The organism is Paenarthrobacter sp. NyZ202 (assembly GCF_049860755.1).
In the GTDB taxonomy this organism is placed as follows: domain Bacteria; phylum Actinomycetota; class Actinomycetes; order Actinomycetales; family Micrococcaceae; genus Arthrobacter.
The window spans coordinates 4,369,769-4,383,791 of the sequence record NZ_CP187556.1; the positions used below are offsets into that span (position 1 = coordinate 4,369,769).

15 protein-coding genes are annotated in these 14,023 nt (G+C 63.8%); 5 read left to right on the plus strand and 10 right to left on the minus strand.

All coding sequences use genetic code 11. From position 1 onward, the window contains the following. The 5 genes from ACPFL9_RS20260 to ACPFL9_RS20280 all read left to right on the plus strand — a co-directional run bounded on the left by ACPFL9_RS20260 (position 1) and on the right by ACPFL9_RS20280 (position 4,215). Entirely contained in the window at positions 1–1,374 is a 1,374-nt protein-coding gene (locus ACPFL9_RS20260) for an MFS transporter (protein WP_426004837.1), read from the plus strand. Next, entirely contained in the window at positions 1,371–1,826 is a 456-nt protein-coding gene (locus ACPFL9_RS20265) for a nuclear transport factor 2 family protein (protein ID WP_426004838.1), read from the plus strand. The genes ACPFL9_RS20260 and ACPFL9_RS20265 overlap by 4 nt, the downstream gene beginning before the upstream one ends. Then, positions 1,819–2,739: an alpha/beta hydrolase gene (locus ACPFL9_RS20270; protein ID WP_426004839.1), complete on the plus strand. Its 921-nt coding sequence runs from the start codon at positions 1,819–1,821 to the stop codon at positions 2,737–2,739. The genes ACPFL9_RS20265 and ACPFL9_RS20270 overlap by 8 nt, the downstream gene beginning before the upstream one ends. Before the next feature lie 45 nt (positions 2,740–2,784). Then, positions 2,785–3,381: a CGNR zinc finger domain-containing protein gene (locus tag ACPFL9_RS20275; RefSeq protein ID WP_426004841.1), complete on the plus strand. Its 597-nt coding sequence runs from the start codon at positions 2,785–2,787 to the stop codon at positions 3,379–3,381. Positions 3,382–3,501: 120 nt separating this feature from the next. Further along, positions 3,502–4,215: a flavin reductase family protein gene (locus ACPFL9_RS20280; RefSeq protein ID WP_426004842.1), complete on the plus strand. Its 714-nt coding sequence runs from the start codon at positions 3,502–3,504 to the stop codon at positions 4,213–4,215. Between the two features lie 58 nt (positions 4,216–4,273). On the opposite strand, the gene ACPFL9_RS20285 is transcribed toward ACPFL9_RS20280, so the two are convergent. The 10 genes from ACPFL9_RS20285 to ACPFL9_RS20330 all read right to left on the minus strand — a co-directional run bounded on the left by ACPFL9_RS20285 (position 4,274) and on the right by ACPFL9_RS20330 (position 13,901). Then, a complete protein-coding gene (locus ACPFL9_RS20285; RefSeq protein ID WP_426004843.1) occupies positions 4,274–4,945 on the minus strand; it encodes a 3-oxoacid CoA-transferase subunit B in 672 nt (223 codons plus the stop codon). Between the two features lie 2 nt (positions 4,946–4,947). Then, a complete protein-coding gene (locus ACPFL9_RS20290; protein ID WP_426004844.1) occupies positions 4,948–5,637 on the minus strand; it encodes a 3-oxoacid CoA-transferase subunit A in 690 nt (229 codons plus the stop codon). 5 nt (positions 5,638–5,642) lie between these two features. Continuing rightward, positions 5,643–6,860: a thiolase family protein gene (locus tag ACPFL9_RS20295; RefSeq protein ID WP_426004845.1), complete on the minus strand. Its 1,218-nt coding sequence runs from the start codon at positions 6,858–6,860 to the stop codon at positions 5,643–5,645. Positions 6,861–6,940: 80 nt separating this feature from the next. Beyond that, entirely contained in the window at positions 6,941–7,408 is a 468-nt protein-coding gene (gene pcaC / locus ACPFL9_RS20300; protein ID WP_426004846.1) for a 4-carboxymuconolactone decarboxylase, read from the minus strand. Then, positions 7,405–8,220: an alpha/beta fold hydrolase gene (locus ACPFL9_RS20305; protein ID WP_426004847.1), complete on the minus strand. Its 816-nt coding sequence runs from the start codon at positions 8,218–8,220 to the stop codon at positions 7,405–7,407. Before ACPFL9_RS20305 ends, pcaC begins: the two co-directional genes overlap by 4 nt. Next, entirely contained in the window at positions 8,213–9,631 is a 1,419-nt protein-coding gene (locus ACPFL9_RS20310) for a lyase family protein (RefSeq protein WP_426004848.1), read from the minus strand. Before ACPFL9_RS20310 ends, ACPFL9_RS20305 begins: the two co-directional genes overlap by 8 nt. Continuing rightward, entirely contained in the window at positions 9,628–10,218 is a 591-nt protein-coding gene (gene pcaG, locus ACPFL9_RS20315) for a protocatechuate 3,4-dioxygenase subunit alpha (protein WP_426004849.1), read from the minus strand. Before pcaG ends, ACPFL9_RS20310 begins: the two co-directional genes overlap by 4 nt. 4 nt (positions 10,219–10,222) lie before the next feature. Next, entirely contained in the window at positions 10,223–11,092 is an 870-nt protein-coding gene (gene pcaH, locus ACPFL9_RS20320; protein WP_426004851.1) for a protocatechuate 3,4-dioxygenase subunit beta, read from the minus strand. A gap of 41 nt (positions 11,093–11,133) precedes the next feature. Beyond that, positions 11,134–13,005, minus strand: a complete 1,872-nt coding sequence (locus ACPFL9_RS20325) for a bifunctional sugar phosphate isomerase/epimerase/4-hydroxyphenylpyruvate dioxygenase family protein (RefSeq protein WP_426004852.1) — start codon at positions 13,003–13,005, stop codon at positions 11,134–11,136. Continuing rightward, positions 13,005–13,901, minus strand: coding sequence for a shikimate dehydrogenase (locus ACPFL9_RS20330; protein WP_426004853.1), 897 nt, complete (start codon positions 13,899–13,901; stop codon positions 13,005–13,007). Before ACPFL9_RS20330 ends, ACPFL9_RS20325 begins: the two co-directional genes overlap by 1 nt. Between the last annotated feature and the right edge of the window lie 122 nt (positions 13,902–14,023).

Sequence of the window (14,023 nt, forward strand, 5' to 3'; positions counted from 1 at the left end):
ATGTCGGAAACATCAATCCAAGCTCCGCTGACTGTCCGCGACCTCCTTGATACCCCCCGGTTGGGAAGACGTCGCGTGGCAGTCATCCTGGTCGGCTTTCTGTGCGTACTTTTGGATGGTATCGACATTGGTGTTTGGGGCTTCGTTTACCCGCACGTCATAGCCGACTGGGGTGTCACCGTGCAGCAGGTGACTGTAGTGGCCACGGCCGGATACATCGCACTGGCCTTGGGCGCCCTGGTAGCGGGGCCGGTCGCAGACCGCTTTGGCCGGAAGCCCACACTTCTGGTCAGCGTGGCTCTATTCGCCGTGTCACTCCTCGTAGCAGGCAGTACCAGCTCTTTCGAAACCATAGGAATCTGCCGCGCCATTGCGTGCGCGGGTCTTGGGGCCGTCATGCCAACAGCCATTACGTTGGTCTCCGAGTACCTCCCCAGGAAACGGAAGGCACTTCTCGTCACCGTTGTTTTCTGCGGTTTTCCGCTCGGACAGGCTGTTGTTGGCTACATGGCAGCCTTTATCGTGCCGACGCTTGGATGGCCGTCGCTTCTGATCGTTGGCGGGGTCGCCGGCCTGGCCCTCTTGCCTCTTGTCGCGCTCTTCCTTCCTGAATCCTTGACGATGTTGCTGAACAGCTCCCACCGCCTGTCACGAGCCGAGCGGATCGTGGGACGGTTGGCCCGGTCCTTGCAGGAAGAGCGGCCGATTGCGATAACTGCCGAACCCCAAGCCGCGGGAACCCCGCCCCTGGAGGGAGGCATCAGGACCGTTCTTTCGCGGAAGCTTGTCCTGACCAGCGTCGTTGTGTGGTTCGCATATCTGGTCAACTGCACCGTCACCTACGTTTTGATCGGCTACCTGCCCCTGATCATGGCCCAGATGGGGACGGGCGCGGAGGGCTCAGGGCAGGTCATCGGAATGGCCGGATGGGGCGGACTGATCGGATCACTCATCATTGGCTACACCATGAGCCGCTTCAACCAATACAAGGTTCTTATCATCGGCCTGGCCTTGACCGCTGCGTCCATCTCGATCGTAGCGTTCGGTCAGTGGCCACTTTCGGCGCTGCTTGCCCTCGGATTGGTCTGGGGTTTGCTTAACGGCGGCTCCAACGGTGGAATGAATGCCTTTGCCTCTGAAGCCTTCCCACCCCATGCCCGGGCGACGGGCGTGTCTTGGATGCATTCGGCGGGAAAACTCGGAGCCATTCTCTCCGGCCTGTTCGGCGGCCTCATGATTGCAGCTGGATGGGGTATCGGGGCAATTTTCGTAGCTTTCGCCGTCCCACTGCTCATCGCCGCAGGTGGCTTCGGAGCCCTTGCCCTCAAACAGCGCGTTGACGCTGCAAGTTACAACGAAGGACTGGAATCATGACCCCGTCTCAATCATCAAGCACAGGTCAGGACATCAGGACCGCCGAGGTCGGGGAGACGGCCTGGACCGATGCTTTCGCAGCAAAGTCCGAGGATGCCTTCGGTTCTGCATTTGCTGAGGATGTGGTCCTGGAAGCGACAGCGCTGCTTAAACCCCTCCATGGACGCACGAACGTTCAAACATCCATGGGTGCCGCCAGCAACTACTACACGTCCCTGGCGTTCACCCACGAAGCCACAAATGGGGATCGTACGTACATTGAATGGGAAGCGACAGGAGCCTCCGGCGTCCGCTTCTCCGGGGTCACCGTCCTGACGCGAAATGAGGCCGGCCTTATCCGGCATATCTCGATCAGCCACCGTCCCCTGGCTGCGGTACTGGAGTTCTCCGCCGAGATGTACCAACGCACCAAGGGAAAGATCCAGGAAGGACATTTTCGGCCCAATGACTGAGCATGAAACGGACTACACGGTCCAAGAAGTTTCCTTTCGCGCGGAGGGAGATGTCGTGCTTCGCGGCAACCTCTACATCCCCTCGCATGGCATGGGGCCTTTTCCGGCATTGACCATGTCAGTTGGTTACGGAGGAGTGAAGGAACACGGCACACTTCCGTACGCCGAAGCCTTCGCCAGTGCCGGGTTTGTTGTGCTGCTGCACGACCATCGCGGATTTGGGCGGAGCGAAGGCCTCCCCCGGCAGGACATCAACCCTTGGCGCCAGATCGACGACTGGCGCCGTGCGGTCACTTATCTTCAGACGCGTGAAGAGGTCGACTCCGAAAGAATTGGCCTTTGGGGCTCAAGCTATTCAGGCGGCCACGCAATCGTCATGGGAGCCACGGACCCGAGGGTTAAGGTAGTGGTCTCGCAGGTGCCCACGATCAGCGGCTACCAACAAGGGCTCCGCCGCGTCCCGGCAGGAGCGTCCGTGAAACTCGAGGAGTCTTTCGCAGCCGATGAGCTCGCCCAACTGAGAGGTGAGGAACTACATCGAATTGCCTTGGTGTCGGACGGATCAATCCCCGCAGCCTATACGGACCCCGATGCGGTCGCCTTCTACCTGCAGCCACTCCCCGACGGCGCATGGGAGAACAACGTCACCATCCGTTCCACCCGCGCCGCGCGTGCCTACGAGCCCGGGGTCTTCATCACCAGGGTGTCCCCGACCCCTCTCATGATGGTCGTCGCGGACAACGACACCGTGACACCTACGGATCTCGCTCTTAAGGCCTACCAGGAGGCCCTCCCACCAAAAGAACTCGTGCTTTTCCCCGGCGGACACTTTGATGGGTACCTCGATCAGTTCAATACCACCTCCAGCGCAGCCCTCCGCTGGTTCAAGGAGCACCTAAGCAAGGAAGGGTAAAGTGTGGGGAGTCGTCAGGATCGGCGCGAAGGATAAGGAAAACCAATGGAATGGCCAGCTACAGCCCGGTTCGGGTTGGCAGTTGCGCCCGGGAACCTGGGTCTGGTGCAGGACTTCCTAAACACGATTGGTTCCGGGAAAACAACCCCCCGGCCCGACCTCCTGGGAAATCTGGAATCCGCCCAACATTGGGCAGACTCCATGATCGCCCATTGGACCGAGACCGATGATCTCGGATGGGCGAAAGAACTTCCCGAGATGACAGAGGATGACAGGCTACGCCTCCTGGCACTCCGTGCTCACCTCTTCAACACCCTTTACCAGGAAACGGCAACCCAGCCGGTACCTGATCCTCCGGTTAAACCCGGCGACTACCGCCCCGCGGTGACCCTGACATCCCAAGGGGTGGAACTCAAGCCAGACGGAGATGGCTGGCGTTATTACGAAACAGCGCTGCTGCTCGAATGCCACGAGGCAGGGACGCTCGATGTCCTCCGCCGAATGAAGAGCTGCAAGGCACACGGTTGCGATGTGGTTTTCTACGACCGCTCCAACAACAACAGCGGGGTCTGGCACGACGTCAAGCTGTGCGGGAACCGGGCGAACGTCCGAGCCCACCGACAGCGCGTCTCCGCTAACTGACAGCATCCTGTCCCATCCAGCGACCGCGGGCCATCCAGGCCGCGGTCGCTGGATGGCCCGCTCCCCGATAGCACTTCCCCCGAGCCGCATGCGGCTATGCCTCCCGGAAGGTCTCCCGAGATGATTATCGATGCCCAAGCCCTTACCGAATCTGCTGCCTATAAGCTGCTGATCGGTTCCATTCTTCCCCGCCCCATTGCCTGGGTCAGCACGCTGTCCCGCCAAGGAGTTGCCAATCTCGCTCCGATCTCCTTCTTCACGGCTGTGGGCCGTCGGCCGCCGAAAATTTCGCTGTCCCTGCAACCGCGCTCCGACGGGACATCGCTGAAAGACACTTTCACCAACATCCGCGATACTGGCGAATTCGTGGTGAACATGGCAACAGTTCCCGATGCGAACGCAGTACACGATTCCGCCCATGAATACGATCCGGAGGAAGACGAATTCACCGTCCTCGGGATTGGGAAGGCCGCTTGCGAAGTCGTGTCCGTACCGCGGATAGCTTCAGCACCGATCGCCTACGAATGCCGCTTGGACAGGATCATTCCCGTGAGCGGGACCGAGAACGTGGTCTGGGGCGAGATTCTCCGCTTTCACATCCGGGATGACCTTTACCTCGAGCGCGGACGAATAGATACAGGGGCGCTGTCCCCCGTCGGCCGGCTTGCCGCGGAATATACGTACGTCGAGAACACGTTCACTACCCCTCTGAGCGCTGAGGCCTTGACGGCTGTACAGGGGACACGGATGCGCAGGCTTGATGGTAAAGCAGCCGACTTTTCGCCCATCGACACGCCCCTCTGGTCCCCGTCGGGTTCAACACGTTCCGATTAAGGCGGAGTCGCGCAACCCCACTTGCGGGGCCCAACTTCAGGGCCCCGCTAAGAGAGAGTTAGGCCTCTGCCTTCTTCAGCGGCAGCGGGACGAGTTCCTGGATTTCCTCGAAGGTGCAGCCGAACGTTTCACGGACGGTGACGCCGTCGGGTCCGGTGAGGAACACGGCTTTGTCGGTGTACACGCGGGTAACGCAGCCGACGCCGGTCAACGGGTAGGTGCATGCCTCGACCAGCTTGGATGCGCCGTCACGGGTCAGCAGGGTCATCATCACGAACACGTCCTTGGCGCCGGTGGCCAGGTCCATGGCGCCCCCGACGGCGGGAATCGCGTCGGGTGCGCCGGTGTGCCAGTTCGCGAGGTCACCGGTAGCGGAGACTTGGAAGGCACCGAGGACGCAGATGTCCAGGTGCCCGCCGCGCATGATCGCGAACGAGTCGGCGTGGTGGAAGTAGGAGGCTCCGGGCAGTTCGGTGACGGGGATCTTGCCGGCGTTGATCAGGTCTCCGTCAACGGCATCCCCTTCAGCTGCCGGCCCCATACCGAGCATCCCGTTTTCCGTGTGGAGGGTGATGTTCTGGTCCTCGGTGAGGTAGTTCGAAACCAGCGTCGGCTGGCCGATGCCCAGGTTCACGAACGAGCCCGGGGCGATGTCGCGGGCCACCAACTGCGCCAGTTCATCGCGACCGAGCGGCTTCTCGGAGGTCTGGATGCTTGTCTGCGTGCCCATGCTCAGGCCACCTTTCCGTTCGAAGAACCAATGCCGTCCACCCGGACCACCGAATTCACGTAAATTCCCGGTGTCACCACGTTCTCCGGATCCAGCGAACCCGTGGGCACGATCTCGGAAACCTGCACAATGGTGTGTTTCGCCGCGGCGGCCATGATGGGCCCGAAGTTCCGGGCGGTCTTGCGGTACACGAGGTTGCCCTTGCCATCGGCCTTGAGTGCCTTGATCAGCGCAACGTCGGCGTGGATCGGCGTCTCGAACACCTGCCATTTCCCGTCGAGGAACCGGGTTTCCTTGCCCTCGGCCAGCGTGGTGCCATAGCCCGTGGGAGTGAAGAAGCCGCCGATACCGGCCCCGGCAGCGCGGATGCGTTCGGCCAGATTCCCCTGCGGGACCAGTTCCAGTTCGATCTCCCCCGCGTGGTACTTGGCGTCGAAGTGCCAGGAATCGGACTGCCGGGGGAAGGAACAGATCATCTTCCTGACCCGACCTTCCTTGATCAGCAACGCCAGGCCCTGGTCACCCTGGCCGGCGTTGTTGTTCACCACGGTCAGGTCCTTCGCGCCGCAATCCATCAGCGCATCGATCAGCTCGAACGGCTGCCCGGCATTGCCGAAACCGCCGATCATCACCGTGGAACCGTCCTTGATCCCGGCAACGGCCTCGCCAACAGTGTCAATGAAATTCAACATCGCCCTTACGCTCCTTCAACGCCAGAGGTTACGTTTTCCAGCACCACGGCCAGGCCCTGCCCAACGCCGATGCAGATCGCAGCCACACCCCAGCGCTGGCCGGAGGCCTGCAGCGAACGGGCCAGCGTGCCAAGGATCCGGGTACCGGAGGCTCCCAACGGGTGGCCCATCGCGATCGCACCGCCGTGGCGGTTCACGATCGAGGGGTCGATTCCCCACGCATCAATGCATGCCAGCGACTGCGCGGCGAACGCTTCATTAAGTTCGACGGCGCCAACTTGGTCCCAGCCGATGCCCGCCTTCGCGAGGGCCTTGTTGGCGGCCTCCACCGGGGCAAACCCGAAGAACTGGGGATCGTTGCCGTGCGCGCCACGGCCTGCAATGCGGGCCAACGGCTCCAACCCCAGAATCCCAGCAGCAGCCTCCGACCCGATCCACGCAGCCGAAGCACCGTCGGACAACGGCGAGGCATTCCCGGCGGTGACCGTGCCGCCGTCGGGCCCTGAACCTTCGGGACGGAACACCGTCTTCAACCCGGCAAGCTTCTCCGCCGAAGAACCGGCACGGATGCCCTCATCACGGACCAGGTCCGTCCCCGGAACCGCCGTAACCAAAGAATCGTAGAAGCCTTCGTTCCACGCGGCGTCTGCCAGGTTGTGCGAATCCGCCGCAAAAGCGTCCTGCCGCTCACGGGTAATCCCGTACTTCTCGCGCAAGCGCTCGGTGGCCTCGCCCAGGGAAATGGTCCAGTCCTTATTCATGGCCGGGTTCACCAAGCGCCAACCCAGCGTGGTCGACGCCAGGGTCATGTCCCCGGCCGGGTAGGGCTTGGACGTTTTGGGCAGCACCCACGGGGCACGGGACATCGACTCGGCCCCGCCAACCAGCACCACATCGGCATCACCGGCGTTGATCTGCCGGGATGCGATGATCGCCGCGTCCAACGACGAACCACAAAGGCGGTTCACCGAGGTGCCCGGAATCGAGACGGGCAGGCCAGCCAGCAGCGTCGCCATCCGCGCGACGTTGCGGTTCTCTTCGCCGGCACCATTCGCGTTCCCGAACACCACCTCATCGATCCGCTCAACATCCAGCCCAGGCGCACGCTTAACCGACTCCTGGACCACATGGGCCGCGAGGTCATCCGGACGGATGGCAGCAAGACCGGACCCGAACTTGCCAAAGGGCGTGCGCACGGCGTCGTACACAAAAGCCTGGTTCATAGGATTTCCTTCGTTTCTTGATACCCAACTGAGTCGCATTTGTGCGCGTTTTGAGGGGTCTAAACGCGCTTAACTGCGACCTAGTTGGGTGAGTTGGGGGTGGATGCAGCGTCGATTTCTGCGAATACTTTTTGGGCCGTCTTGAACGCCGAGTTGGCCGACGGCACGCTGCAATAGATCGCGGTCTGCAACAGGATTTCCTTGATCTCGTCCCTGCTCAGGCCGTTGTTGAGGGCGGCCCGGACGTGCATGGCCAGCTCCTCCCAGTGACCGTGCGCCACCAGCGCGGTAAGGGTGACCGCGGAACGCATCTGCCTGCTCAGCCCCGGCCGTGTCCAGATCCCACCCCAGGCGATCCTGGTGATCATGTCCTGATAGTCCTCGGTGAAGGAGTCGATGCCGGCGTTCGCCCGGTCCACATGCGCGTCGCCGAGCACTTCGCGCCGCACCACCATGCCGGCGTCGTAGATGTCCCGTCCGGTAGCCTCGGGCTGGACGGCGCCATAGCGGGAAGCGTCGCCGCTCCGCTCCGGGTTAACAGTGTTCACAGTCCGTTCTCCTTCATGAAGTTCCGCATCAATCCAGCCACGACGCCCGGCGCCTCAGCAGGCGCGAGGTGCGCGACGCCGTCGAGCGCTTCCGCCACAGCGAACGTGCCACCGGCGCTCACGCCGGCCACCACCGCCTCGGCGAACGGCGGCGGCGCCACTGTGTCTTCGACGCCGGCAATCGCTTGGGTGGGAACCGTGATGCTGCCGAGCTGCTCGCGGACATCAAACGCAGCAAGGGCTTCGCAGCAGAACGAATAGCCGAAGCGGTCCGCGTCGCGAAGGGCGTGCAGGAGCCGGCTGCTGATGTCCGGCTGGCGGTCCATGAACCCCTTGGCGAACCACCGCTCTGCCGAGCCCTGGATCATCACCGGAGTGCCTAGTTTTCGCACGGTTTCCGCGCGCTCCAGCCAACCTTCCGGCGTGCCGAGCTTGGCGCCGGAGCACTGCACGGACAGGCTGCGGAGGCGGTCGCCGTGCTTGATGCCAAGCTGCAGGCCCGTGGCCCCGCCCAGCGAGACGCCCGCGTAATGGAACCTCACTGCTGTTTTTCCTGGCGGAACTACAGATTCCACAAGATCGACGACGGCGTCCGCCAGTTCCGGGACATCGAAACCTTCCGTGGCGGCCGGCGAGATGCCGTGGCCGGGGAGGTCCCAGCCGATGACGTCGTACTCGTCGCCGAGCAAGGCGGCGGTTTCGGACCAGAGAACCGTGGACGTGCCCAGCGAGGGACCCACCACCAGCAGCGGTTTGGCGCCGAGCTCGCGCTGCGGTGAGAGCAGCACGGCCTTGACGGTTGGCTTAGTCATCAGAGGCTCCGTTCGTTGAAGCGGTGAAGTCCGGGTAGGCGGCGAGGATGCGGCGGCTGATTTCCCGGGCCTCACCGAGGTAGCTCGCGGGATCCAGCAAGGCGTCCCGCTCTTCGTCGGACAGCGTGTCCGGCGGGACGGCCTCGCGGAGGAGCTTGCGGTAGGTGTCCGCCTGCTCGGGTCCCGGCACTGCCAGGGTTTCGTCGACGACGGCCTGCAGCTTTTGCTTCCCGTCCTCGCCGAGGAGAGGTGCGACGGCGGCCGCCACACCTTCGCTGAGGAGCAGCGGCCCCGAGATCTCCAGGTTCCTGCGCATGGCCTCGGGGAACACCCGGACACCTTCCGCGAGCTCGCGCAATTGAAGCGCGGCACCGAGCGCCAGCGCGAGGAGCCGACGCAGCGCCGGCCATTCCGTGTGCCAGGCACCGTCCGGCCGCTCGTCGTTGAAGCTCGCAGCGGCCAGGTGGAGCTGGGAACCAAGACCCGGAGCTTGGAGGGCCGCACTGCGGATCAGCACGGACAGCACAGGGTTCTGTTTCTGGGGCATGGCGGACGACACCCCACGCCCGGCAGCCAGGGGTTCGCCGAGTTCGCCAACTTCCGGGCGGCTCAGGAACACCAGGTCCGCAGCGATCTTGCCAAAGGCATCCAGCAGGGAAGCCAGGGAATCGCCCAGGGAAGTCACAGCCAAGCGGTTGGTGTGCCATGGAGCCGGAACTGCGGCCAGGCCGAGCTTGGAAGCCAAGGAGTCGGCCAACGTGAAGGGCGTCTCTGAAGAGCCGGCTGTCAGTTTGGACCCGGATGCCAACGTTCCACTGGCACCGCCAAACTGCACCGGCAACTCCTGCGAAGCCAACCGCGACGCAGCCGCAGCCACCCCTTGGAACCACTGCGCCACCTTAAGCCCGAACGTGTAAGGAAGGGCATGCTGCGTCAGGCTCCTGCCCACGCACAGCGTGTCCGCATGCTGTTCCGCCAGGGTGGCGAGCGCCGTCGTCGTGCCCTTAATCTCAACCAGCAACGCCGAAACGGTGCGGCTGGCCAGCAGCATGAGAGCCGAGTCCAGCACGTCCTGGCTGGTGAGCGAGGTGTGGACGGCCTTGCCCGCACCGACCGCGTCGGCGTCCAAGCTGCGCACGTTCGCGCGGAGTTCACCGAGCAGCGGGATTACCGGGTTGGCGCCGCCTTGGGCACGTTCGGCGATGACGGCGAGGTCATAGCGCCCGGGGTCGGCGGCTTCGGCCACCACAGCTGCCGAACCTTCGGGGGCGAGCCCGGCTTCCTCGAGGACAGCCGCCCAGGCAGCTTCGACGTCGAGGATCGCCGCAATCACGGCACGGTCGCCCGTCAACGCCGTCACCGCAGGCGAGGCAGTGACGGGGCTTAGGAGGCCGAAGTCGCCGTCGGTCATGACTGGTCCGAGGCCAGATCCAGCGAACCGTCCTGCTGGAAGTCCAGGAACACGGTCTCGTCGCCACCCTGCAGGCGGATGTCCCAGGAGAGTCCACCGTCGGGATCGCGGCGTGCGATCAGCGTCTTGCGGCGTTCGGGGTCAAGCGAGCTCAACAGTGGATCGTTTGCCAGCGCTTCCTCGTTTTCCGGCAGGTAGACGCGGGTGAAGAGGCGGTTCATGAGGCCACGGGCGAAGACCGCCACGGAGATGAACGGCGCCGCTCCGGGTTTAAGCGGCCCCGGGTTGACCGTCGTGAAGGTGTACACGCCGGAGTTGCCGACGGAACCGCGGCCCCAACCGGTGAAGGTGTAGCCATCGCGGACCAGGGAGCCGGTGCGCTGGACGATGTTGCCGTCGGAGTCCGGCTGCCAAATTTCCAGGATGGCGTCGGGGATGGTGTTGCCCGCACCGTCGTACACCGTGCCCTGGAGCCGGATGCTGCCGGGGCTGCCCGGTGCCAGGAGTTCGTTGTCCTTGTTAAAGGGAAGGGCGTAGCCGTAGAAGGGTCCGACGGTCTGGCCCGGTGTGGGTGTCAGCTTGCTCATGTGCTTACTCCTCGTCCCCGGCGTCGCCGTATGCTTCGTTCTCGGTCCAGGTCCGCTTGGAACCGGTCAGGATGATGTCCCACTTGTAGCCGAGGGCCCATTCGGGGCTGGTCAGCTCGTGGTCGTACTGCGCAACCAGGCGGTCACGGGCGTCCTGGTCCACGATCGACTGGTAGATCGGGTCCAACGGGAAGAGCTGGTCACCCGGGAAGTACATCTGGGTGACGATCCGCTGGGTGAACTCCGAACCGAACATGGAGAAGTGGATGTGGGCCGGGCGCCAGGCGTTGAGGTGGTTCTTCCACGGGTACGCACCGGGCTTGATGGTGGTGAAGGAGTAGGAGCCGTCGGCACCCGTGATGCAACGTCCGACGCCGGTGAAGTTCGGGTCGAGCGGGGCGGGGTGCTGGTCGCGCTTGTGGATGTAGCGTCCGGCGGCGTTGGCCTGCCAGATTTCCACGAGCTGCCCGGCAACCGGGCGGCCGTCACCGTCGAGGACCCGGCCGGAGACGATGATGCGTTCACCCTGCGGCTCGCCGTTGTGCTGGATGGTCAGGTCCGACTCCAGCGCGTGCACGTCCTGGTGGCCGAACGCCGGCGAGTACAGCTCGATGGTCTCCGGATCTGCGTGGTGCAGGTTCTTGGTGGGGTGGCGCAGGATGGAGCTGCGGTAGGGCGCGTAGTCCAGGCGCGGCATGGTTTCCGGTGCCTTGCCGTTCTTCAGGGCCTCGGCATAGCGCTCGCCGATCGCCTTGATCTCGGCACTGAGGTCCGCCTGCGTTTCCACCTTCTTGGACTCATGCGCGGCGTGTGGCTCAGCTGGCGGCACCAGTTCCTCCGATTCGAGGGCTTGTGCGGTGTTGTCTTGCGGCACAGCCGGCTCCTTTCTATGGATTCTTTGTCGGGTCCGGGCAGCTACGCCCGGTGGAGTGAGTCGTATTGGACGGCGTGGCGGACCGGGGCGTTCGGGGCTCCGTAGCCGTTGTAGTTGCCGCGGCGCTCCACCATTTCAAAGAACACGCTGCCCACCGTGGCGGTGTAGAAGTGGAGGAATTCGCCGTTGGCGTCCCGGTCATACAGGAGGTTGAGTTCCTGGAGCGTGTCCAGGAATCCGGGTTCAAGATCGAACCGCGCATCCAGGTCCTCGTAGTAGTTGGCCGGAATCTGCAGGAACTCAAGGCCGCGGTCCCGCGCCGACCGGGCTGTTGCCACGAGGTCGTCGACGGCGAAGGCGATGTGTTCCTGATACGTTTTGCGTGCCTTTTCGGCCTGCTGCGCAGGGGCGAGGTTCAGCACCAGCCGCACCGCACCATTGCTGGTCTCCATGACCTGCGAGCGGACCAGGCCGCTGGGACTGGGCACCTCGGCGAACGGTTGCGGTTCCAGGGCGAGGGCGCTGGTGTAGAAGAGGACGGCTTCGTCGAAGTGCTGCCATGGCTGGGCCAGGTTCACGTGATCAATCACGGCACTTTGCTGTGCCCGCGGGTGCTCCAGCCCCTCGCCGAACTCCTGCGTCCACGCGGCCGTTCCGTCCGGGTTGCCTTGGCACAGGAAGATCTCGGTGGAGTCCGGTGCAGAAATACCCTGGAACACTTCCTCGTCCGCCTGCACCTTCCGGGCGACCACTGGCGCCTTGAGTTGCTGGGCGCGAGCGGAGGCAATCACCGGAGAGTCGACGTCGAACCCCAACGCGGCGATAGCCGGTTCCGTATGCGAGGCCGCCTGTTCGTTGATGATCACCCTTGCCTGGCCCATGGTCCACAACTGCACGTCCTTGGTCCGGTGCCGGCCCTCGAACTCGAAGCCGAGCTGGCCCAGGAGCTTCTCCAGCTGCGCAGTGTCGTCAGCCTTGACCTCGGCGAAGTTGAACCCGGCGGGCTCGTTCACCTTGGGCAGGGTGGCCAGTTCCATGGGATAACGACGGCGGGAGTTCTCTTGGGCTCCTGCCGAGCCGGACGCCGGGCTGCTTGCCAGCCACTTGGCGCTCTGTTCCTCCAGCCAGATGAGGGAGCGCATGGCATCCACGGCCGTCCGCTCCACGTCCGATTGGCGGAACACATCATTGAAGACCTCCAGGGAAACCGGGCCCGTGTACCCAGCGCGGACCACATGTCCCATGAACTTGGCGAGCTCGAACTGGCCCTCCCCGGGGAAAACCCTGTAGTGGCGGCTCCAGGACAGCACATCCATGGTCAGCTTGGGGGCGTCGGCTACCTGGACGAAGAAGATCTTCTCCGCGTTGATATCCTCGATCGGCGCCGTGTCCCAATCCCGGGAGAGGATGTGGAACGAGTCAAGGCACGTGCCCAGATTGGGGTGGTCCACCATCTCCACCAGGCGGTAGGCGTGTTCGTAGTCGTTGACATACTTGCCCCAAGCCAATGCTTCGTAGGCGACCTTGACGCCGTGGTCCCCGGCCAGTTCGGCAAGTTCGGCCAGCTGTTCCGCCCGCAATTGGTCATCGTCAATGGTCGCTGTGGCCACGTTGGAGCAGACCAGGATGGTGTCCATGCCAAGGCGGGCCATCAGCTTGAACTTGGCTTCCGCGCGCTTGAGGTTGGCTTTCAGCAGGTCCGGTGTGACGCCGTCGAAATCGCGGAACGGCTGGTACAGATCAAGGCCGAGACCCAGGTCCGCCGCCATCTTACGAACGTCTTCGGGGCTGAGCGAGGAGGTGACGAGGTCCTGCTCGAAGATCTCGATGCCGTCGAACCCGGCGATGGCGCAGGCCTGCATCTTCTCCTTCAGCGTGCCGGACAGGCAGACCGTGGCGATTCCCGTGCGCATCAGTGGGCCGCCTTCACGAGTGCGGATTCTTCGGCGGCGATGAGGTCCAGGAAGTGTTCACGCATGCGGTCGCGGTCAGCGTCCCTGCCAGTGAAGATCTTGAAGGCGTCCGCCGCCTGACCAACTGCCATGCGACCGCCGTCGAGCACGTCACAACCCTTGGCGCGCGCCTCGCGGACCAGTTGAGTTTCAATGGGGCGGTAGACGATGTCCGCCACCCAGTGCCGCGGTTCCAGGAGGTCGATGTCCAGGGGCAGGCCCGGGTGGGCGGCCATGCCGATCGGGGTGCAGTGCACCAGGCCGTCGGCCTCGGGCATGATGCGGCCCAGCTCAGAGGTGCTGCGCGGTGTGACGCTTGCGGCCGGGAAGAGTTCGCCGAGTTCGGCAGCGCGTTCGGCGGCACGGCTTGCGTCCATGTCCACGAGGTCAAGGTGCTTGGCGCCGGCCTTGAGCAGGGCATAGGCGACGGCGGAGCCGGCACCTCCGGCGCCCAGTTGGACAACATGGTCGAGCTTGGCCTTCGGGAGTCCATTGCTGAGCGCCGCGCCGAAGCCGGAGAAGTCCGTGTTGTGGCCGACGAACCGGCCGTCCTGGATCAGGACCGTATTTACGGCACCCAGGCGGCGGGCGTCGTCGGAAATTTCGTCAAGGTGCCCCAGGACCAGCTGCTTGCAGGGGTGGGTGATGTTGAGGCCGTTGAAGCCCATCTGCCGGGCGGCTGCGAGGAGCTGCCCGACGGCGATGGCCGGCAGCGCGAGCTCCAGCAGGTCGATGGGGCGGTACAGCAAGCGAAGGCCCTGCACATCGGCCTCGCGTTCATGCATGGGCGGAGTCAGCGAGGGCATCACGCCTTCGCCAATCAGGCCCACCAGAACGGATTCGGCTCGGTTGCTCATCCTCAAGCTCCTTTTACTTTCACGGCCTGCCCGAAGCGCTCAACGCTGTTCGGACCGAACGTATGATTCAGATTACTACAGTTGTTCATATTCCGCACGCCTGTTCTTATCGCGAACATTTT

Excerpts from the sequence above, each read along its gene's own strand:
- ACPFL9_RS20260 (WP_426004837.1), top strand. The coding sequence starts at position 1 with ATGTCGGAAACATCAATCCAAGCTCCGCTGACTGTCCGCGACCTCCTT.
- ACPFL9_RS20265 (WP_426004838.1), top strand. The coding sequence starts at position 1,371 with ATGACCCCGTCTCAATCATCAAGCACAGGTCAGGACATCAGGACCGCC.
- ACPFL9_RS20270 (WP_426004839.1), top strand. The coding sequence starts at position 1,819 with ATGACTGAGCATGAAACGGACTACACGGTCCAAGAAGTTTCCTTTCGC.
- ACPFL9_RS20275 (WP_426004841.1), top strand. The coding sequence starts at position 2,785 with ATGGAATGGCCAGCTACAGCCCGGTTCGGGTTGGCAGTTGCGCCCGGG.
- ACPFL9_RS20280 (WP_426004842.1), top strand. The coding sequence starts at position 3,502 with ATGATTATCGATGCCCAAGCCCTTACCGAATCTGCTGCCTATAAGCTG.
- ACPFL9_RS20285 (WP_426004843.1), bottom strand. The coding sequence starts at position 4,945 with ATGGGCACGCAGACAAGCATCCAGACCTCCGAGAAGCCGCTCGGTCGC.
- ACPFL9_RS20290 (WP_426004844.1), bottom strand. The coding sequence starts at position 5,637 with ATGTTGAATTTCATTGACACTGTTGGCGAGGCCGTTGCCGGGATCAAG.
- ACPFL9_RS20295 (WP_426004845.1), bottom strand. The coding sequence starts at position 6,860 with ATGAACCAGGCTTTTGTGTACGACGCCGTGCGCACGCCCTTTGGCAAG.
- ACPFL9_RS20305 (WP_426004847.1), bottom strand. The coding sequence starts at position 8,220 with ATGACTAAGCCAACCGTCAAGGCCGTGCTGCTCTCACCGCAGCGCGAG.
- ACPFL9_RS20310 (WP_426004848.1), bottom strand. The coding sequence starts at position 9,631 with ATGACCGACGGCGACTTCGGCCTCCTAAGCCCCGTCACTGCCTCGCCT.
- pcaG (WP_426004849.1), bottom strand. The coding sequence starts at position 10,218 with ATGAGCAAGCTGACACCCACACCGGGCCAGACCGTCGGACCCTTCTAC.
- ACPFL9_RS20325 (WP_426004852.1), bottom strand. The coding sequence starts at position 13,005 with ATGCGCACGGGAATCGCCACGGTCTGCCTGTCCGGCACGCTGAAGGAG.
- ACPFL9_RS20330 (WP_426004853.1), bottom strand. The coding sequence starts at position 13,901 with ATGAGCAACCGAGCCGAATCCGTTCTGGTGGGCCTGATTGGCGAAGGC.